The following is a 19,374-nucleotide window of genomic DNA, read 5'->3' as shown; positions in this document are numbered from 1 at the left end:
CATGTCGACCGAACATCTGGCGCAGGATTGCAGGAATACGGGCCGGCTGGCCGAGGACGCCGAGCAGTGGCTCGGCGACGAGGCCAATGCCGGCGCGGTCGGACGCGAGCGTGCGGATCTCATCCGCTACGTCCGGAAGGCGGCCAACCGGGCCGAGCGGCTGGCCCGCGCGGCGGCCCGGCCGATGTGCGCGGGCGTGTTCGGGCCGAGCCAGGCGGGCAAATCCTACCTGGTCGAGGTCCTGGCGCGTCCGGAGGACGGTGCCCTGCGGGCCCGCTTCGACGGGCACGAGCCGGTGGATTTCCTGGCCGAGATCAACCCGATCGGCGAGAAGGAGGCGACGGGGCTGGTCACCCGCTTCACGGCCGGTGCAGGAGCTACGGCCGGGCAGACGCCGCCCGGTGCGCCGGTCCGCCTGCGGGTCCTCAGCGAGGTCGATCTCGTCAAGGTCCTGTGCAACACCTTCCTGCACGACGGCGACGCCACCAAGGAGACGCCGCCGGGCCCCGAGGCCATTGCCGCGCTGCTGGCGAGCTTGAAGGCCCAGGCCCGACCCGGCACGTCGCGCTTCGGCGACGTCGCGATCGACGACCTGCAGGATTATGTGCGCGACCAGGCCCGCGGCACGCGGCCTCTCGACGATCTCGCCCGCTACTGGGATGAGGCCCGCAGCTTGGCCGGAGGCCTCGACCTCGACGGGCGCGCCCGCTTGTTCGCGCCCCTCTGGGGCGGCCACGCGGCCTTCACGGCCGTCTACCGCCAGCTCGCGGAGGCGCTGGAACGCCTCGACCATCCGGAGGAGATCTTCGCGCCGCTCGCCGCTCTGGTGCCCCGCGAGGGCAGCATCCTCGATGTGGCGACCCTGGCGGGTCTCGGGGCGGCTCGCTCGGACGATACCCTGACGGTGCACGCGGCCGGCGGCAGGGCCGTCACGCTGGCGCGCGCCACGGTGGCGGCGATCACCGCGGAGCTGCGCATCGAGATCGCCGACACGCCCCGGGCCTTTCTCCAGGAGGCGGACCTGCTCGACTTCCCCGGCGCCCGCAGCCGTCAGAAGGTCGATCTCGCCCATTTCCTGACCGCGCACCCGGACGCGCTGAAGGAGACCTTCCTGCGCGGCAAGGTCGCCTACCTGTTCGACCGCTACGTCGCCGAGCAGGAATTGACCGCGATGATGCTGTGCGTCCGCCCCTCCAACCAGGAGGTCGTGACGCTGCCCGACCTCGTGGAGCGCTGGATCACGCTCACGCACGGATCGAGCCCGGAGGCGCGGGCGCAGCTGCCGAACCTGCTGTTCCTCGTGCTCACGTGGTTCGACAGCCACTTCGCCGACAAGGCCGGCGACGTCGGCCAGGATGCGGGCCTGCGCTTCCGCAACCGGATCGAAGCCTCGCTGCTCGGCTTCTTCGGGAAGGCGCACACGTGGCCGCGGCAATGGATTCCGGGCGCGCCGTTCCGCAACACCTACTGGTTCCGGAACCCGAACTACCCGGCGGAATCGGTCATCCGTTACGACGGACGGCGCGAGGTGGCGTTCCTGCCCGAGAAGCAGGAGCGGATCGCCGAGCTGCGCGCCGGCTTCGCCGCCCTGCCGGAGGCGACCGCGCATTTCGCGGATCCGGGCCGCGCCTTCGATGAGGCCCTCCGCCTCAACGACGGCGGCGTGAGCTACCTCGCCGAGAACCTGTCGCGGGTCTGCCGGCCGGCGCTGAAGGCGCAGCAGATCGCCTCCCGGCTGGAGGCCCTGCGCGCCGAGATGCGGGAGCGGCTTGCCCGCTTCCACGTCGCCCTCGACATCGAGACGCGGCTGGCCGAACGGCGCGAGGCGGCCGGCGAGGTCTTCGACGCGCTCGATGCGGTCGTGGCGGCCGGCCAGTTCGGCTCGCTCCTCCGGGCGCTCATGGTGGATCCCGCGGCGCTCGCGCAGGCCCTGCACGGGGCGGAGAGCGTGACCACCGAGGCCGCGCCCCCCGTCGCGGCGCCGCGCATCGCCCGCCCCGGGGCGATCCCGCGGCCGGGCGCGGCGCCGGCGCCTCGAGCCGAGCCGTCGAGCCTGGGCAACGACCGGGAGCGCGCGATGGCGCGGGCCGTGGTCGCCGCCTGGATTGTGGCCTTGCGCCGTACGATCGAGACCGAGGACTTCGCGCGCCGCTTCGCCGTGCCGCTGACCGCCTTGGAGATCGTGGTCAGCGAGCTGATCATCCTGGCCCGCCGCGCCGACATCGAGGGTGGCATCGCGTCCGATCTGCGGGACACGGCAACCGTCGAGCGCTCCGAGCAGTCGACGGTCAAGCTCGCGCTGATCGCCGCGACCCGCCTCAACCGGCTGACCGGCAGCCTCGGGTTCACCCTCGTCCCGCCGGCCGGCGAGCGCCCCGCGATCCAGGACGAGGCGGGGGATCGGGTCGCCTTCGCCCAGCGACCGGTCAGCTACGACGCCCGCAGCATCGGGCAGGCCCCCGCGACCTTCGCCCATACCTACGCCACCGACTGGTTCCACGGCTTCTACCGGATCGTCGAGGACAACGCCAAGAGCGCGTCCGGCGTCACGATCGACCTCGCGCAGAACGCCCGGATCGGCGCGATCCTCGCCGGTCTCCAGGCGCGCGCCGCCTGACCGCCCCCGCCCGCTCGCTCCGCTGTACGCATGAAGCCTTCGCCATGACGATCCGCATCACCGAGGACGAGGACGAGTCCGGCGGCTACGCCTTCATCGATCTCGGTCGCCCGCTGGCGTCGCCGCTGCTCTCGTTCCGCCGCCAGGATACCGAGCCGCGGCATCTCGGGGCGGAGGGCTGGCAGCCGGAGGTCGCGTGGCTCGCGCCGCTCGCGGTGACCGAGCGGGACGGGCGGGCCGTCGCGCGCTTCGGCCCCAACGTCGCCGACCGCATCGAGGAGCTGGTCCCGATCGAGATCGTCGCGCAGGACGGCACCTCTTTCGGCGTGGTCGCGTGGCCGACCATTTCGCCCGCGCCGTCCGGCGGGGGCATCCTCGCCGGCCTTCCGGCAGCGGCTCCGACGCTGACCCGGGACGGCATCGGTGGTCCGTCCGTCGCGGCCACCGAGGCGGTGCCGCTCCCGGAACCGGAGCCGGCCCCGCCGCAGGACGCCGCGCCCGCGGCTCCGCCGGCGCCCGCGCCGGCTGCGCGCAAGAGCCGGCTGCTCTGGCCTCTGGTCGCGCTGATGCTCCTCGCGCTGGCCGCTGGCGGCGCCTACCTGTACCGCGACCGGCTGCCCGACCTCGTGGCCCGCCGCGAGGCGCCCCCCCAGGAGCCGAGCCCGCCGCCGGCTCCTCCCGAGCCGGATTCCCGCCTGACGGCCGCCGAGCTGCGGCAGCGCTACGCCCGCCTCGTCGACGAGCGCGCGCCGGCCGGCGCTTTCCTGGCGCTCGGCGAGACGGCGCTCGCCTCCCGGCAGGGGAGCGCGGCCTTCCGCGCCTTCGAGGAGGCCGATCCGGTCACGAGCGCGGACGCGGCCTGGCAGCTCGCGCGCTTCTACGACCCCGGCAACGCCGACGCGGCGTACCGCGAGGCGGCGCGGCCCGACATCGTGCGGGCAGCCTACTACTACGCCCTCTGGCGCAACCGCTCCCCCCGCCACACCGAGGCGCTCCGGGCGCTGTGCGAGGGCAGTGCCGCCAGCGACCGCCTCCGGGCGATCTGTCGTCCCTGATGGCCCCGGCGCGCCCCACGATGTCCGTCCGGCCGCGACTCTCACACTCTCCGATGCCGAGGATTCCCGACATGGCCCCGCCCGCCCGAACCGACCGTCGCTGGAGGCGCCTGGCCGCCGCGACCGCGCTCGGTGTCGCCGCCACCGCCGGGCACGCGGCCTCGCCCGGGCTGACGGTCCAGGCCGCCGCCGCGCGCAGCAGCGCCGTCACCGGACAGCGGATCGCGCTGCTGATCGTGCCGCAAGCCTCGTCCTCCGGCGGCCGGGCGGCGACGGCCAACGCCGACGAGGAGGCCTATCGCAAGCGCCTGCGCGACATCGGATTCGAGGTGTGGACGGTCGGGCCGGCCGACCGCCCGCAGCTGGATCGCGGATTGCGCGAGGCCGTCGGCCGCCTGCCGGAGGAGGCCCAGGTGGCGGTCTTCGCCCTCGGGCCGACCATCGGCGGCGCCGACGACATCTATCTGATGCCGCAGGACGCCCCGTCCGATGCCGGACAGCGCCCGGGCCTGCTCGACAGCGAGGGCGTGCGGCTGAGCGACGTGCTGCGCCGCGTCGCCCGACGCCGGACCCGCGAACTCGTCGTCGTGATCGACGAGTGTCAACCCGCGTCGGGCGGGCACTGCGATTTCGATGCAGCAGCGGGAAGTTCGGGCGCGAGCGTCATCGGCGGCGAACGCGCCGGTCGCCGCAACGCATCGGGCGCACCGCTCGCGGGCCGCGCCTCGCTGCGCGATCCCATGCTCGCCGCGATGGCGCAGGAGGGCGAGACCTTCCTGCAGTCGCACGAAACCCTGAAGCGGGGCCTCGCCGGCAGCGATCTGGAGCCCCGGGCGAGCGGCGCGCTCACCACCTCGTTCGCCTTCATCCCGCAGGGGTTCTTCGCGGGCCTGTGGACCGAGTGCAACAAGATCGACCCGAATGCCGAGCCGGCCGCGCTGCGCGGGGCGAATCTCGATCCCGCGATCCGCGCCTGCGAGGCGATGACGGGGACCTATCCCTATGCACGGCCCTTCGAGGACCGGCTGCAGGCCGGGCGGGAGCAGCGGGCCTATCAGCGGGCGGTCGCCTCCTGCGACGATGCCACGGCCACCGCGAGCTACAGCGCGTCCTACCCGGCGGGTCGCTTCCGCGCCCTGGTCGACACCTTCGCGGTTGAGTGCGGCCGCGCGCGGGATCGCCAGGACGAGGCCCGACGGCAGCAGGCGGACGATTCCCGACGTCAAGAGGAGGACAGGCGCAGACGGCAGGAGGAGATGGATCGGCAATGGGCGGACGCCCGACGTCAGCGGGAGCAGGACGAGCAGCGCCGCCTGGAGGAGGAGCGGCGCCAGCGTGAGCTGCAGCAGCGCACCACGGTCGGAAGCGCCTCCGGCTGGACGCTGAACTACTCGACCAACCTGCTCGAGATCTCGCCGATGGCCAACGACCAGTACGATCCGCAGAAGCAGACCTACACGACGATCTGGCACTCGCGGCAGCACGGCGAGCAGGTGGTGATGTACGTGCAGGTCAGCCCGAACGAGCGTTGCGGCAGCGCGCAACAGTTCATCACGGAGCAGATCCGGCCGCGACGGAGCCAGATCAGCCGCGCGCAGGAGGTCAACACCTCGCCGGTCCGCGCCGGGTTCGTGCTCGAAGGCCGCGGGACGGCCGTCGCCCAAGGCAGCTTCGACGACAGAAGCTTCTACGACTTCGCGGCGATCCGGCGCGACGACCGCAGCACGATCACGAATATCGGCGGGCGTTTCCCCGCCGAGTTCAGCGACCTGTACCGGGCCGAACTGCTGCGCATGATGAACTCGATGCAGCTGCCCGGCCGCGATGTCTTCAACAATCGCTGCGGCTGACAGCGATGAGCCGCCCGAGAAGCCGGAAGCAGGACGGATCGACCATGCGCGCCCCCTTGCTCGCCCTCATTGCATGGGGCCACGCCGGCCTGATCGCGGCGATGACGCTCCCGTGTTCCTCCGCTCTGGCCGATCCCGCCCAGGATTGTCGGTCCGGGAGCCCGGAGATGCGCGTCGGCGGATGCAGCCGCCTCCTCGCCGAGGCCCGGACGCCGCGGCAGCGCGCGATCGCCCTCGATGGACGGTGCTGGGCGAATATCGACCGGGGCGCGTTCGCGGACGCCCTGACGGATTGCAACGGCGCCATCCGGGCGGACGATCAGTACCCCTATGCCTTCCACAATCGCGGGATCGCCTATGCGGGCCTGCAGAACCCGATCGCGGCGATCACGGACTTCAACCGTGCGCTGGCGATGCGGCCGACCTTCTCGAACACGCTCATGAACAGGGCGAAGGCTTATGTCACCCTGGGAAACACGCAGGCGGCAATCCGAGATTACGAAGAGGTTCTTCGTCTGAAGCCTGATAACGAAGAAGCTAAGAGCGCTCTTAACGTGCTGCGCGGCACTGCGGGCACATCACCATCGCTGAACGCAAACAATTCGCTCTGCGGCAGCATGGGATGCAATTAGTCCTCGCCCCGGACGCTGTGATCGCTTTTGAGCGCTCTTGCCAGATACTTGGCTTGTGACAAGCGCCGATTTCTTGAAGCACAGTCGAACCAGACGCTTACGAAAAGCTACGCTCGCGGCCACGCGACATTCCATTGAAGGTCGTTGAACGGGCCCGGCCAATTCGCAGCGTAGGATGACGGCGCGGTGCCCGCCAACCGTCTTCGGCCCTTCCGCGGACTTGCCCAGGCTCTGGACGCGTTGGCGAGCGAGCCGGCGTAGGACGGCGCCCCACCCGTCGATCCGTCGCGAGGTGCCGGCGCCCACGTAGCGCTCGGCTCGCCGTTGACCGTACGGGGCGTTCCCCGTCGCATGGTCGATGGGACATCTTTTCGCGCTCACGCAGCGTTGCCGTCGTCACGACGCTCATCCATTGATGAAAAGCCCTGTCCAGGCTTTGATGTGCCGCTCTCCCCGTTCAAGGCTGATGGCTCGTGAGGCTTGCTCCGTGTGGAGAGCGCAAGTGTCTCGAGAGCATTCCCAAGGGCCGCGAACTCCGCGGTGTTGTCGAAGATACACCACGCGCGACGTCCTTGGATTGTCTTCTGGTGCAGGCGCTCGGCGATCCGGGTGAGAACGGGCGGCTCATAGGCCGAACGGTACATGCGTGGGGAGCCATGGAGCCGGTAATAGGCGAGATCCAGCCAACCCCCGGGCCTGCCCGCCTCCCGGACGGGCGCGGGATCGGCAGCGACCCGAGCGATCGCATGGTCGCAAAGGACCTTATCGACGTCCTGGGTAAACCAAGTCGCGTGGCGCGGTTCACAGACGATGTCGCCCGCGAAGCACCGCCTGAAAGTCGCCAGGAATCGCGCGGCGGACGCGCAGTCGAACGCCAGGCTTGGCGGAAGCTGAAGCAGCAGCGGCCCGAGCTTGGACCCGAGGCCCGCCACCTCACCCAGGAAGCGGGCGAGGACCTCGTCCACATCGGTCAGGCGCCGCTCATGCGTGATGGCCCGCGGCACCTTCACGGCGAACCGGAATCCGGCCGGCACCGCAGCAGCCCATTTTTCGTAGGTTGCAACGCGATGCGGCCGGTAGAAGGACGTGTTGATCTCGACGGCGGAGAGGCGCTGCGCGTACCGCTCCAGATGGCTGCCGTCTCCCGGGAAGTGCGGCGCGTAGGCTTTCGGCAGGCTCCAGCCCGCAGTGCCGATCATGATAGACTCTGGTGTGCGCATCGGCTGCCGCGGAGGCTCGTGAGCCGCGCCCGTCAGATGCGCGGCGGTTGAACGGGTGTCGATACGCATGCGCGCGCTTGAAGAGGTCTTCGATCGCCTGCCACAATCCGCATTCCGTCAGCGATTCCGGCTGGCGGCCGCCGACCGGACCTACCTGCGCGACAAGGGCCTCTCGACGGTTCTCGAGCATGCTCGGGACTTCGTCAAACGGCGCCTCGCGCCCGCCGAGCCGATGAATGACGGTAAGCAGACGCCCTTTCGCGGTCATCCGGTCTTCACGGCGCAGCATGCGACGGCAACGTGCTGCCGTGGCTGTCTGGCCAAGTGGTACGCCATACCGGCGGGGCGGGCCTTGACCGGTTCCGAGCAGGCTCACGTGATCGAGGCGATCGCGCGCTGGCTGCGTTCCCAGAGCGTCGATGGCGCGTGACGCGACGCGTTCCCGAACTGTGCTGAGACCCGCAGCGACTCGGTGAAAGGACCGCGCACCACCTGAAGAGCCAGGATCGAGACCTGCGCTCTTGGACGATTGCAGCCGGCACCTTCAGGCTTGGCGTCGCGCTGCTGCCTGTCTCGGCTTTCCCGCCACTCTGCCCCGCCGCTTCCCACGATCAACCGGCGCTTTGCCTTTTCTCGCGCCAGGGTTGCCGGCTCCGGGTCGCTCCTGCGGCTGGGGGACGTGCGCGTCGAGGAAGCGCCGGCACGCGTCGAAATCCGTCTCTGTCTCCGGCGGACAGGGGACGCCTCGCTGCTCTGCCAGACTGCGCGCGTAACGGAGCATCGCGGCGCTCGGGATACGCCGATCACGAGGCTCGCCGGCGCTGTCCGTCTGGGGCACGCGTGGCCCGGCATGGGTGTCCAGGAAGGATCGGCAGATGCTGATGCTGCTCTTGCAGCCGCGGGGCAGCGTCACGCCTTTTCGCTCGGCCAAGCTGACGGCGAACGACATCATGGCCGAGGTCGGCGGCCGATTGTCGGCCTGACCGGGCGGGATCAGGCTCGGATCGAGGCTGACCACCGGTGAGTCCGCGATCGCGGCGATCAGCTCATCGAGGCGCGCGCGGGTCCGCTGCCGGAACGCGTTCGCACGATCGACGGCCTCGGCACGCGTGGCCGCGCGACCGATCTCCGCCAGCTCGGCCTCGAACATGGCGCGCCCGACCGGGTCACCGTAGGCCGGGAATACGCGCCGCACCGCCGTGATGAAGGCCAGCCCTACCTCGGTCACCGCGATGGCTGGATCCTTGCCGCTGGACAGCGTGACGTAGCGGCTCTTCAGCAGCTTGGGCAGGATCGTGTCGCGGGTCGCGGCGGTGCCGAGGCCCTTGGGTTCGTTCGGGTTGACCGGATTCTCCAGCGCGCGCTTGACCGCCGGATCATCCACCTGGTCGATCAGCCGGCCCATCACCACCGGTAGCTCGCCGCGGCTGATCCGCCGCGGCGGTTCGGTCATCGCGGTGGCGACGCCTGCCTTCGTGGCCGAGGCGCCCTCGCCGTCGTCCACGGCCGGCAGGCGCGCGGACGTGGCCTCGGCGTCGCGTTTCGCCTTACCGGGGACGGCATCGGTCTCGAGGTCAGCCTCGCTGCCGTAGATCGCGCGCCAACCCGGCGCGCGTATGACGCTGCCCGACACGGCGAAGCGCTTCGTTCCCAAAGGGGTCCCGACCTCGGCCGCGACACTCGTTCGGGCATCGATGCCGTCGGGAAGGTGGGCGGCCAGATAGGCCTTCGCGACGAGTTCCCACAGCCGGAACTGGTCGGCCGAGAGGCGGCCGCGCTCAGGAACCTTGCGCAAGGGCACGATGGCGTGGTGCTCGCCCGGGTCCTTGACGTAGTGTCCCTTGGCCCCGCGTCGGATCAAGGGTGCCTCGGTCCCGGGTATGACGCTGCGCAGATCGGTCAGCACGGAAACCACGGCCGTCATGACCGCAGCGGCATCGCCCGCCTGTCCGTCCGGCAGGTATTCGGACTCGGTCCGCGGGTAGCTGAGATAGCCCTGATCGTACAGCTCCTGGGCGAGACCGGCCGTGTGCTGCGGATCCCAGCCGAACCACTTGGCGCAGCGCCGCGCCAAGGTGTCTTTCGAGAACAGCCGCGGCGGCGCGCGCCGCACGTCCTTGTGCTCGACGGCCAGGGGACCCGACCACGTCGCCGCGGCGGCACGGATCGTCTCGGCGACCGCCGGGTCGAAGATCCGCTCCTTGGGCGCATGCCACAGGACCAGCTCGGCGCCGGACCGGGTGCCCAGGTGCAGGGCGACCTTGAAGAAATCCTGCGGCACGAAGGAGCGGATGCGCGCCTCCAAGTCGGCCAGGATGGCGAGGGTGGGTGTCTGCACGCCGCCGAAGCGCCAGGGCTCACCGAAGGCCGGCGGACGCAGCCGCAGCGAAATGGCCCGTGTGCCGTTCAGACCGAGGTGGTAATCCTCGTACTGCCTGCAGAGCGCCTCCAGGTAGGCGGCGTAGTCGCGCTCGCCTGAACCGGGCTCCTTGGCCAGGGCCGCGAAGGCGCGGCGGATCGAGACATCGTCGAGCGCACCGAGCTTGAGCCGGTCGACGCGCCCGCGCCAGCCGAGGTGCTCCAGCACCTCCCAGGCGATCATGGAGCCCTCGCGCCCCGGGTCGGTGGCGATGATCACCCGGTCGACGCCGCTCAGGGCCTGCCGGATCGACGCGATCTTCGGCGCGTGCGACTGGCCGGACCGGTTCGTGCCGTGGCTGACCGGGATCGTATCGAGCACGATCGGCAAGGCCTCGAAGCGCCAGGGCTTCCACTCGGGCCGGATGCTGCCCGGCTCCTCGGCCGACAGCAGGTGCCCCTCGGCAGCCACGCAGACGGTCGTCGGCGAGCGGAAGAAGCGCTGCAGCTGACGCATGGCCGAGGGCTTCTCGAAGAAGAACAGCGTGCGACCGGAATTCGGAGGTGACATGTCGCTGACCGCGAAGACGCTCGCTGCCCTTGGCAGCGGGTTCGCATTTTGTTCTAGTCGGGCTCCGCACGCAACAGGCACAAGGGATGGGACAGCTGCCGCTCATGCCGAACGCGAGCCGATGCCGCTCCAACGGCATGAGAGATCGTGACGCAAGTCTGACGCTTCCGCCGACGCAGCGGAAGATGGGTCCGTGCGAGGGGGAGCGACATGCGAGGCGGCATTGCGGTCTCTGAGGGCCTCGTCTTCGGCGTCCGTGCCGACGGTACTCTCGCCCACATCTCGGAGGTCGGCTCCGGCTTGGCGTGCGGCTGTCGGTGCCCACGCTGTGGAACGCCGCTGGTGGCCCGCAGAGGTGACCGGGTCCAACACCATTTCGGGCATCACGGCGCGGCTGGGGAGCGCTCCTGTCACGGCGGCCCGGAGACAGCCTTGCACCGGTTCGCCAAGGAACTGCTCGCCTCCAAGCTGACGCTCGCCCCCTCCCGTGCTCCGCGATGGTGAGCGGCAGCCTCTTCACCCGGGCGGACCCTACCGGTTCGATTCGGCGCTCTTGGAGCACCGGCTCGGTACCATCGTGCCTGACGTGATCGTGCGCCGCGCAGACCGGGATCTGCTGGTCGAGTTTCAGGTCACGCACGCGTGCGGCCCCGATAAGATCGCCGGGATCGCGAACCTCGGGCTCGCCGCGGTCGAGATCGACCTGTCCGGCTTGCTGCAGAGCGCAGGGCGCCGAGACCTTGAGGATGCCATCCTCTTCCGGTCGCCCCGTCGATGGCTGCACAACCCGAAACTTCAACGCGTTTCCGCCGCGCTGGCGGAGGCGGTCGACCGCCCCGTCCGGCCGGACCGGACCTCTGCCGCTCTGGAGCGCGCCTACGCCGCAGCCTGCCGAGAGGTGCGCGCGATGCCTGTCGCGGGCTTGGCGCCGGCCCGGATCGAGGCCGACGGCCTGTCCCACGCCATCGGGCTTGAGGTTGCCGGGTTCGGCTGCTTCAGCGTCTCGCCTCGGGACTGGCAGGCTCTGATCCTCATGTCTGCGCTCGATCGCGCGCTGGTGCGCGGCCCCGGCGCGGTGAAGGTCGAGACGGCGCTGCGGCAGGTGCGGGAGCGGGGCTGGGTGCGGCGGCGCTTCAGCCGCCTTCAACCGGCCGAGGTCGCGAGCCTGCGGACCGCATCGTCCTCGTTCGCGCTGCCCGACATGGCGATTGCGGCCTGGGCGACGGCGCTCTCGCTGCAAGGCCTACTGATCCCGAGCGGTCGGCGCAATGAATGGATCATCCGGCGCGAGACGCTGCACTCGGCGCGGGATGCGCGCCATCATGGGGTAGCGTGCGGGCGGTGATCGGCGTGCCCCAAGGCAGCCAGGACCCCAGTTCCCCCGTAAATGGAGTGTCCGCCTCTGGAAGGCTTCACCGGCTCAGCCAGTCCCGCAGCTTGGTCCAGCGCGGCTTCATGGTGCCGCCGCGGACCGCCACCGCCACGGCCTTCCGCTGCCCGAGCAGCACCACGAGCCGCTTGCCGCGGGTCACGCCCGTGTAGAGGAGGTTGCGCGCCAGCATCGTCCAGTGCTGCATCGCCAGCGGGATCACCACCGCCGGATATTCCGAGCCCTGCGATTTGTGGATGGTGGTGGCGTAGGCCGGCACCAGCGTGTCGAGCTCGCCGTAGGGGTAGATTACCTCCCGGCCCTCGAAATCGGCGATCACCGCGCCCTCGTCCGCGTCGATCCGCGCGACCGTGCCGAGGTCGCCGTTGAACACCTCCCGGTCGTAGTCGTTCTGGCTCTCCATCACCCGGTCGCCCGGGGAGAAGCGCCAGCCGAAGCGCTCCACCGAGACCGGCGGGTTCGGGTTCAGCACGGCCTGGAGTTCGTGGTTGAGGTTGCGCGCGCCGAGTACGCCGCGCTGCATCGGGGTGAGCACCTGCACGTCGCGGACCGGATCGAGGCCGAACCGGGCCGGGATCCGCCGGGTCACCACCTCGATCAGCGTCTGCACCGCCGGCTCGGGTTCGTCGATCGCGATCCAGTGGAAGTCGCTCTCGGCGCCGCGCGGGGCGGGCTCGGGCATCGTGCCCGCGTTGATCCGGTGGGCGTTGACCACGATCCGGCTCTCGGCCGCCTGCCGGAACACCTCCGTGAGCCGCGCCACCGGCACCGCGCCGGACGCGATCACGTCGGCGAGCACCTGGCCGGGCCCGACCGAGGGCAGCTGGTCGACGTCGCCCACGAGGAGCAGGCCTGCATGCTCCGGGACCGCCTTGGTCAGCGCGTTCATCAGCGGCACGTCGACCATCGACGTCTCGTCGATCACGAGCAGATCGCAGGGGAGGGGTTCTCCTCGTTGCGCGAGAAGCCGCCGTGCTTGGGGTCGATCTCCAGCAGCCGATGGAGGGTCTTGGCCTCGAGCCCCGTCTGCTCGCTCATCCGCTTGGCGGCCCGGCCGGTCGGGGCGGCCAGCAGCACCCGGACCCCCTTGGCCCGCAGGACCCGCAGGATCGTGTCGAGGGTCGAGGTCTTGCCCACGCCCGGCCCGCCGGTCACCACCGCGAGCTTGGCGCCGAGCACGAGCCGTACGGCCGCCTCCTGCGACGGCGAGAGCGTCTTGCCGGTCTTCTCCGCCACCCAGGGCAGGGCCCGGACGAGGTCGATCTCCGGCCAGGGCGGGCCGCCCGCCGCCCGCCGCCGGAGCCGCTCGGCGATGGCGCGCTCGGCGGCGTGCAGGCCGGCGAGGAAGATGCAGGCCTTGTCACCGATGATGTCCTGGACGACCTCCCCGGTTTCCAGCACGTCGAGGAGCGCCGTGCGGATCAGAGGCGCCTCCACCCCGAGGAGGTCGACCGCCAGCGACACGAGTTCCGCCACCGGCAGGGCGCAGTGGCCGGCATCGGTGGCGGTCTGCAGCGCGAAGGAGATCCCGGCCCGCAGGCGCTGGGGCGCCTCCCGGGTCAGCCCGAGCCGCATCGCGATAGCGTCCGCGGTCTTGAAGCCGATGCCGCGGATGTCCTTCGCCAGCCGGTAGGGATCCTCGGTCATGACCGCGATGGCCTCGTGGCCGTAGGTCTTGAAAATCCGCACCGCCCGGGCCGTCCCGACGCCGTGGGCGTGCAGGAACAGCATGATCTCGCGCACGGCCTTCTGCTCGGCCCAGCCGGCGACGATGCGGGCGGCGCGCTTGGGCCCGATCCCTTCCACCTCGGTGAGGCGGCCGGGCTCGGCCTCGATGATCTCGAAGGTGCCTTCCCCGAAGGCCGCCACGATGCGCTTGGCCATGGCGGGGCCGATGCCGCGCATGTGGCCGGAGGCGAGATACTTCTCGATGCCCTCGACGCCCGTGGGCGGCGTCACCTTGAGCGTGTCGGCCTTGAACTGCAGGCCGTGCTGGCGGTCCGTGTGCCAGATGCCGGTGGCGGTGATCCACTCGCCCGCGCCGATCGCCGGCGCGTGGCCGATCACCGGCACGAGGTCGCGCTTGCCGCGCGCCTGGACCTTGAGGACGCAGAAGCCGGTCTCCGGGCTGTGGAAGGTGACGCGCTCGATCGTGCCGGCCAGCGCCTCGACGGGCTGATGGCGGTCGACAGTCTGTGGCGTCGCGCGCTGGTTCATGCCCGGACCGGCTGCACCCGGGCGGGCGCGCCCAAAAGTTCAGATCTGAGAGTTCACATCCGAGGGTTCTCACCCGAGAGTTGAAGATCGGGACTCGCACAGGGCGCGGCAACGGGGTCATGGCCGGCTGGTCGGGGACGGCGCCGCGACCCGTCGTCACGCGTGGGAACCGCGCGGGATGCCACGTCGAGCGGCACAACTCCCATCGTGCGCCGAGCGACCGCACACCAGAGCGCCAGGCGCCGCCTCGGCGTGCCGATGCAAACGGCACATGAGACCTGACGGCTCGGTCAGGATGTACTCGATTGCCCGCAATCAATACGTGTCTTCAACGCTGACCGTGCGGTGTTGTACGGGCGGTTTTGTGTGGAACCCTTTTCCGCGCTTGCCGTTGCTGCCTTCGATTGAACTCAGGAGGCTAACCTATGCGGAACATCATTCTCTCGGGCGCCCTGTTCGCGGCTCTGTGCGGTGCGGCGAGCGCCGAGGAGACCACCGTCGTTCGCCGCGACGGGCCCGCCGTCGTCGATCACCGCGACACCACGGTCGAGCGCCGTGAGGTCACCACCGGCAGCGTCGATTGCGGCTCAAAGACCGTCCACAAGGAGGACGGCATGGGCAACTCCAAGACCGTCCACAAGGAAGGCTGCAACTGAGATCCCGCGGCTCACATCATTCTGACGCTCACGGAGACTCACACATGACCAACAAGCTCCTCCTCGCGCTGGCGACCGCCGGCCTCTTCTCCCTGCCGATGGCCGCCCAGGCGCAGGGCACCCTGCGCGGGGCCGCCGAAGGCGCCGAGGCGGGCTCGGCGGCAGCGGGCCCGGTCGGCGGCATCGTCGGCGGCGCGGTCGGCGCGGCCACCGGTACGGTCGGCGGCATCCTGGGCGTCGGCGACCGCCCGCGCTTCCGCAGCTACGTCCGCGAGCGCGGCGCGCGCTCGTACAGCTGGGGCGGCCCGGTCCGGGTCGGCACCGTGCTGCCGGAGGACAGCGTGACCTATTACGACGTGCCCAGCGAGTACCGGGTGCGTCCGGGCTACCGCTACACGATCGTGAACGACCAGCCGGTCCTGGTCGATCGCACCCACCGCATCGTCGAAGTCATCGACTGACGATCGACGGACAGGTGGCGGGCGCCGGACCTTCCGGCGCCCGCCACCAATTCGACCTGTCCGCAAGAGGCTTCCACGTCCTTGCGAGCGCAGCGAAGCAATCCAGGGTGGCGCTGCGTTCAGAGGCGTGCCGCCGCACTGGGTTGCTTCGCTGCGCTCGCAGGGACGGGATCGCGACCGGGGCGGCGCGGCGCCTGCGTCAGCTGCGGGTGAGCGCCGCGTCCGGCAGGGTCAGGGTGATCCGGTATTCGGACGCGTCGTGGCGGCGCTCCACATTCGCCTCGAGCTGCCGCAGGGACATCTCCACCAGCAGCGAGCCGAAGCCGCGCCCGGGCCGCGGCTCGGCTACGCGGGCCATGCGCTCGCACCAGACCAGGACGAGCCCCGCCGCATCCCGGTCCCAGGTCACCGACAGCGACCCGTCGTCGGACCCGAGCGCCCCGTACTTCACCGAGTTCGTCGCCCATTCGTGCAGGATCATCGCCAGCGACGAGACGTGGCGCCAGTGGATCGCCACGAGCGGGCCCTCGATCACGGTCGGGACATGGTCGCGGTAGGGCCGAAGCGTCGCGCCGATCAGGCCCGCGAGGTCGCTCATGCCCTGGCCGTCCGAGGGATCGGCCAGGGAATGCGCCCGCCCCAGGGCCGAGATGCGGTCGCGCATATCGGAGGCGAAGACGCCGATCTCCCGGTGCGTCCGGGCGCCCGCCGAGATCATGCCGCCGATGATCGCGAACAGGTTCTTCACCCGGTGGTTCATCTCCCGCAGCATCAGATCGCGGGTCTCGGCCAGCGCGTATTCGGGCGAGACGTCGATGCAGACGCCGACGATCCGCTTCCGGTCACCGCTCCGGGTCAGGCGCCCGTAGCTGCGGATGTGCCGGGGTCCGTGCTCGGCCGCGCGGATGCGCAGGCGCGCCTCGAACTCGTCCAGCCCGTGTGCCGCCTTGGCGAGCGCCGCCTCCAGGCCGGGGCGGTCCTCGGGGATCACGCAGGCGGTCAGGGCCGCGGTGGTGTGGGCGACACCCGGGGCGAGGCCGAACATCGTGCCGGCCGTGCTGTCGACCAGGACGGTCCCGGCATCCGGGCTGTATTCCCAGACGCCGATGCCCCCGGCCTTGACGGCCAGCTCCAGCCGCTCCCGCTCCGCCGCGAGCTGGCGCTCCAACGACAGGGCGTCGGTGATGTCGGTGAGCACCAGGGTGGCACCGTCGACGCTGCCGTTCTGCAGGCGGTAGGGCAGCACCCGCAGGGATAGCGTCCGGTCGCCGTCCCGGGTGGCGACGCGCCGCTGGATCACCGAGCCGCCGGCGCAGACCTCCTGCGCGTCGTGCAGGTAGTCCTGCCCGGCCAGGCGGCTCGCGACGTCGGCCAGCGGCCGCCCGCGGTCGCCCGGCTGCAGCGGGAAGATCGTCGTGGCCGACGTGGTGAAGCTGCGCACCTTCAGCTCGCGATCGAGCACGATCACCGCGAGGTCGGTGGATTCGAAGAAGTTGCGCAGGTCGGCGTTGGCGACGGTGAGCTGCTCGACCTTCGTCTTCAGCTCGTCGTTGACCGTGGACAGCTCCTCGTTCGCCGACTGGAGCTCCTCGTTCATCGACATCATTTCTTCATTGGAGCTCTTCAGCTCCTCGTTCGTAGTCTCCAGCTCCTCGACGGCGGACCGCAGCTTGTAGCGCGTGCGCAGCAGCTCCTCTTCCAGCGCCTCGACATGGTCGCCGCCCGCATCCATCTCGACCAGGTCGAGGTCGCTCGCCGGCTGGAAGGCGCCGATGTCGCGCAGGACGAGCAGCATCGAGCCGTCCGGCAGGGGATCGCAGATCAGCTCGACCGGCTGCAGGCCATATTCCGAGCGGATCTCCACGGTCTTGACGACGACGCGCTTGCGGGCGTCCCGGGTCTGGCGCAGCAGCGGGCCGATCACGTCGCGCAGGCCGGGCCGCGCCAGGGTGATCGCACTGGTGCCGCCGGTGCGCGTCACCGGGAAGTCGAAGTAGCGGCTCAGGCGCCCGTAGGCGGCGATGATGCCGCCATCTTCGTTCAGCACCATGCTGGGTGGGGCGTAGCGCTCGATGACGCGGCGCACCGCCACGGTCTCGTCGGCGATGGAGGGCTCGCCGCGGCGCTCCTCGCGGCCGCCGCGCCGGGCCTCGCCGCGCCGGGCGCTCCCGGGCAGGTCGATCGGGTATTGCGGCGAGCCCGGCGGCCGCTCGAACAGGCGCGCGTGCTGGTCGATCGCCGGGAACAGGTGCTCGAAGCGGCTCACGCTCTCGGAGGGGCCGAGGAACAGGTATCCGCCTGGCCGCACCGCGTAGTGGAACAGCGGCACCACAGATTGCTGCAGGCGCTCGTCGAAGTAGATCAGCAGGTTGCGGCAGGAGAGCAGGTCGACCCGGGAGAAGGGCGGATCCTTGACCAGGCTGTGGCTGGAGAAGCGGATCAGGTCGCGGATCTCGGCCGCGATGGTGAAGCGCTCGGCATGCGGGATGACGTAGCGCTCCCGCAGGGGCGCCGGGATGTCGGCGAGCGCCGCCGCCGGGTAGCTCGCCTCCCGGGCGATCTGGAGCATGCGCTCGTCGATGTCGGTGGCGAAGATCTGGACCGCCGGAACCTGGCCGAGGCTGCGGGCGGCGTCGGCGAACAGCATGGCGATGCTGTAGGCCTCCTCGCCGCTGGAGCAGCCCGGAATCCAGACCCGGATGTCCTCGTCCGGATCGCGGCCGCGCAGCAGCGGCTCGATCGCCCGCTCCCGGAGGAGCTCGAACAGCTCGGCGTCGCGGAAGAAGCGGGTGACGTTGATCAGGAGGTCGCGGAACAGCGCCTCGCACTCGGCCTTGTCGGCGCGGACGCGGGCGAGATAGGCCCGGCCCGAATCGAGGCCGAGGACGTGCATGCGCCGCTCGACCCGGCGCACCAGGGTGGTCCGTTTGTAGCCGGCGAAGTCATGGCCCACCGTCGCGCGGAGCACCCGGCAGAGGTCGTCGATGTGGTCGGCGACCGGGCCCGCCTCCGCGCCGGCGGCGTCGGTGCCGCGGCGGCGGAAGAACGCCGTGAGGCAATCCACGATCTCGCCCGGCGGCTGCACGAAATCGGCGAGGCCGGTTCCGACGGCGGAGAGCGGCATGCCGTCGTAGCGCGCCGTGTCCGGTTGCTGCACCACGCAGACGCCGCCATGCTCCTTCACGGCGCGCAGGCCGGTCGTCCCGTCGGCCCCCGTGCCCGACAGGATCACGCAGGCCGCGTTGGCCTGCTGGTCGACGGCGAGCGACAGGAAGAAATCGTCGATCGGCCGCCGCAGCCCCCGCGGCTGCACGAAATGCGTGAGTTCGAGGACGCCGTTCTGGATGACCAGGCCCCGGCCCGGCGGGATGATGTAGACCCGGTCGCCGGCGAGCCGCTCGCCGCCCTCGCACTGGTGCACCGCCAGCTCGGTGTGCCGGTCGAGGAGCTGGGCCAGCATGCTCTCGTGGTTGGGATCGAGATGCTGGACGATGACGAAGGCCATCCCGGTCGGGGCCCGGGCCCGGGCCAGCATCTCGCGCAGGGCTTCGAGCCCGCCCGCCGAGGCGCCGATCCCCACCACCGGCCCGGTGAAGGGCGGGGGCACGACCTGCCCGGGGCCGTCCAGGATCTCCGAGGCTTCCGCCCCCGGCGCGTTAAGGAAATCCTGGTGCATCGAGATCCGCGAGGGTGAGCTTCGCCTGCGCGACGGTGGCGACGGTGTTGGCGATCGTCATCAGGGACCCTTCGATGACGAGGCCACTCTCAGCAAGCGTCGGGCTCAGCCGGGTCAGGGTCCGGCTCAGTTCGGTATCGTACGCAGAAAGCAGCTCCGGTTGCGAGCGGCTGACGTCGAATTGGGATGCGAAAAGAAAGCGCACCTCGCCCGACAGGGACTTCAACTTCGACATGTACAGAAGATTGACGAACGGCTGGCCGTCCTTGCGGAAGTTCACGATCGGCGTACGCACCGAGTCCAGCCGGCCGTTCTCGAGGAACGCGCGGATCTTGGCCCGCGCCTCCTCGTTCGGTGCCTGGCGCTGCAGGAGGCGGCAGTTGCGCCCGACGACATCCGCGTCCGCGTAGCCGGTCAGCCGGTGGAACGGCTCGTTCACCAGTAGCAGCGGGTTGTCGTCGCCGACGGCGGCCAGGGCGAGCGCGATGTGCGTGCTCGCGAAGTAGGCCTTGAGTTCGGCCGGAATGGTCTGCGTGTCCACGGCAGGTTCCCTGTCGCCTCCGATCGGTCCGACGCGGTGCGTCCGGTCGGTCCAACTAGCGCGGTCCATCCCCATGGCACGCGCCGCCCGCCGCGTCTCCTCGGGCGACGTGCCGTCGTGAACGCCCGGG

Annotated in this window: 12 protein-coding genes and 1 pseudogene; 8 read left to right on the top strand and 5 right to left on the bottom strand. The window is 70.7% G+C overall.

Annotation, left to right across the window (positions count from 1 at the left end; translation table 11 throughout):
- Position 1 precedes the first annotated feature (1 nt).
- The 4 genes from M6G65_RS24310 to M6G65_RS24295 all read left to right on the top strand — a co-directional run bounded on the left by M6G65_RS24310 (position 2) and on the right by M6G65_RS24295 (position 6,154).
- Positions 2-2,617 (top strand): virulence factor SrfC family protein, encoded by a 2,616-nt coding sequence (locus M6G65_RS24310; RefSeq protein WP_250102988.1) that lies wholly within the window; start codon positions 2-4, stop codon positions 2,615-2,617.
- Between the two features lie 44 nt (positions 2,618-2,661).
- A complete protein-coding gene (locus M6G65_RS24305) occupies positions 2,662-3,672 on the top strand; it encodes a hypothetical protein (RefSeq protein WP_250102987.1) in 1,011 nt (336 codons plus the stop codon).
- A 71-nt stretch (positions 3,673-3,743) separates the two neighbouring features.
- Positions 3,744-5,522: a hypothetical protein gene (locus M6G65_RS24300; RefSeq protein WP_238199053.1), complete on the top strand. Its 1,779-nt coding sequence runs from the start codon at positions 3,744-3,746 to the stop codon at positions 5,520-5,522.
- A gap of 44 nt (positions 5,523-5,566) precedes the next feature.
- The gene (locus tag M6G65_RS24295) at positions 5,567-6,154 is read left to right on the top strand and encodes a tetratricopeptide repeat protein (RefSeq protein WP_238199055.1); all 588 of its coding nucleotides are present in this window, start codon (positions 5,567-5,569) and stop codon (positions 6,152-6,154) included.
- A gap of 377 nt (positions 6,155-6,531) precedes the next feature.
- On the opposite strand, the gene M6G65_RS24290 is transcribed toward M6G65_RS24295, so the two are convergent.
- Positions 6,532-7,374: a DUF72 domain-containing protein gene (locus tag M6G65_RS24290; protein WP_238199069.1), complete on the bottom strand. Its 843-nt coding sequence runs from the start codon at positions 7,372-7,374 to the stop codon at positions 6,532-6,534.
- 67 nt (positions 7,375-7,441) lie between these two features.
- On the opposite strand from M6G65_RS24290, the gene M6G65_RS24285 reads away from it, so the two are divergent.
- Positions 7,442-7,804 (top strand): DUF4186 domain-containing protein, encoded by a 363-nt coding sequence (locus tag M6G65_RS24285; RefSeq protein WP_192711075.1) that lies wholly within the window; start codon positions 7,442-7,444, stop codon positions 7,802-7,804.
- A 114-nt stretch (positions 7,805-7,918) separates the two neighbouring features.
- Here the strand turns inward: M6G65_RS24285 and M6G65_RS24280 are convergent, their stop codons facing one another.
- Complete coding sequence (locus M6G65_RS24280) at positions 7,919-10,303, bottom strand: type IA DNA topoisomerase (protein ID WP_238199056.1); 2,385 nt, start codon at positions 10,301-10,303, stop codon at positions 7,919-7,921.
- Between the two features lie 487 nt (positions 10,304-10,790).
- Here M6G65_RS24280 and M6G65_RS24275 point away from each other — a divergent pair, with 487 nt between their 5' ends.
- On the top strand, positions 10,791-11,648 hold the full coding sequence (locus M6G65_RS24275; protein WP_250102986.1) for a hypothetical protein: 858 nt from the start codon (positions 10,791-10,793) through the stop codon (positions 11,646-11,648).
- A gap of 67 nt (positions 11,649-11,715) precedes the next feature.
- Here M6G65_RS24275 and recD2 read toward each other — a convergent pair.
- Positions 11,716-13,910: pseudogene (gene recD2 / locus M6G65_RS24270) on the bottom strand (SF1B family DNA helicase RecD2).
- Between the two features lie 425 nt (positions 13,911-14,335).
- Between recD2 and M6G65_RS24265 the strand changes: the two are divergent.
- Positions 14,336-14,566, top strand: coding sequence for a hypothetical protein (locus tag M6G65_RS24265; RefSeq protein ID WP_192711071.1), 231 nt, complete (start codon positions 14,336-14,338; stop codon positions 14,564-14,566).
- A gap of 44 nt (positions 14,567-14,610) precedes the next feature.
- On the top strand, positions 14,611-15,027 hold the full coding sequence (locus tag M6G65_RS24260; RefSeq protein WP_250102985.1) for a DUF1236 domain-containing protein: 417 nt from the start codon (positions 14,611-14,613) through the stop codon (positions 15,025-15,027).
- A 199-nt stretch (positions 15,028-15,226) separates the two neighbouring features.
- Here M6G65_RS24260 and M6G65_RS24255 read toward each other — a convergent pair whose 3' ends face one another.
- Both M6G65_RS24255 and M6G65_RS24250 read right to left on the bottom strand, forming a co-directional pair.
- Positions 15,227-18,703 carry a chemotaxis protein CheB gene (locus M6G65_RS24255; RefSeq protein ID WP_250102984.1) on the bottom strand — a complete coding sequence of 1,159 codons (3,477 nt, stop codon included), beginning with the start codon at positions 18,701-18,703 and terminating at the stop codon, positions 15,227-15,229.
- The gene (locus M6G65_RS24250) at positions 18,684-19,244 is read right to left on the bottom strand and encodes a PAS domain-containing protein (protein ID WP_238199060.1); all 561 of its coding nucleotides are present in this window, start codon (positions 19,242-19,244) and stop codon (positions 18,684-18,686) included. The genes M6G65_RS24255 and M6G65_RS24250 overlap by 20 nt, the downstream gene beginning before the upstream one ends.
- Positions 19,245-19,374: the final 130 nt, after the last annotated feature.

Source organism: Methylobacterium tardum (assembly GCF_023546765.1).
GTDB classification, from domain to species: domain Bacteria; phylum Pseudomonadota; class Alphaproteobacteria; order Rhizobiales; family Beijerinckiaceae; genus Methylobacterium; species Methylobacterium tardum.
Note: the sequence above shows the minus strand (reverse complement) of the source record. Positions and strands in the feature narration are given on the sequence as shown.

Excerpts from the sequence above, each read along its gene's own strand:
- M6G65_RS24310 (WP_250102988.1), top strand. The coding sequence starts at position 2 with ATGTCGACCGAACATCTGGCGCAGGATTGCAGGAATACGGGCCGGCTG.
- M6G65_RS24305 (WP_250102987.1), top strand. The coding sequence starts at position 2,662 with ATGACGATCCGCATCACCGAGGACGAGGACGAGTCCGGCGGCTACGCC.
- M6G65_RS24300 (WP_238199053.1), top strand. The coding sequence starts at position 3,744 with ATGGCCCCGCCCGCCCGAACCGACCGTCGCTGGAGGCGCCTGGCCGCC.
- M6G65_RS24295 (WP_238199055.1), top strand. The coding sequence starts at position 5,567 with ATGCGCGCCCCCTTGCTCGCCCTCATTGCATGGGGCCACGCCGGCCTG.
- M6G65_RS24290 (WP_238199069.1), bottom strand. The coding sequence starts at position 7,374 with ATGCGCACACCAGAGTCTATCATGATCGGCACTGCGGGCTGGAGCCTG.
- M6G65_RS24285 (WP_192711075.1), top strand. The coding sequence starts at position 7,442 with ATGCGCGCGCTTGAAGAGGTCTTCGATCGCCTGCCACAATCCGCATTC.
- M6G65_RS24280 (WP_238199056.1), bottom strand. The coding sequence starts at position 10,303 with ATGTCACCTCCGAATTCCGGTCGCACGCTGTTCTTCTTCGAGAAGCCC.
- M6G65_RS24265 (WP_192711071.1), top strand. The coding sequence starts at position 14,336 with ATGCGGAACATCATTCTCTCGGGCGCCCTGTTCGCGGCTCTGTGCGGT.
- M6G65_RS24260 (WP_250102985.1), top strand. The coding sequence starts at position 14,611 with ATGACCAACAAGCTCCTCCTCGCGCTGGCGACCGCCGGCCTCTTCTCC.
- M6G65_RS24255 (WP_250102984.1), bottom strand. The coding sequence starts at position 18,703 with ATGCACCAGGATTTCCTTAACGCGCCGGGGGCGGAAGCCTCGGAGATC.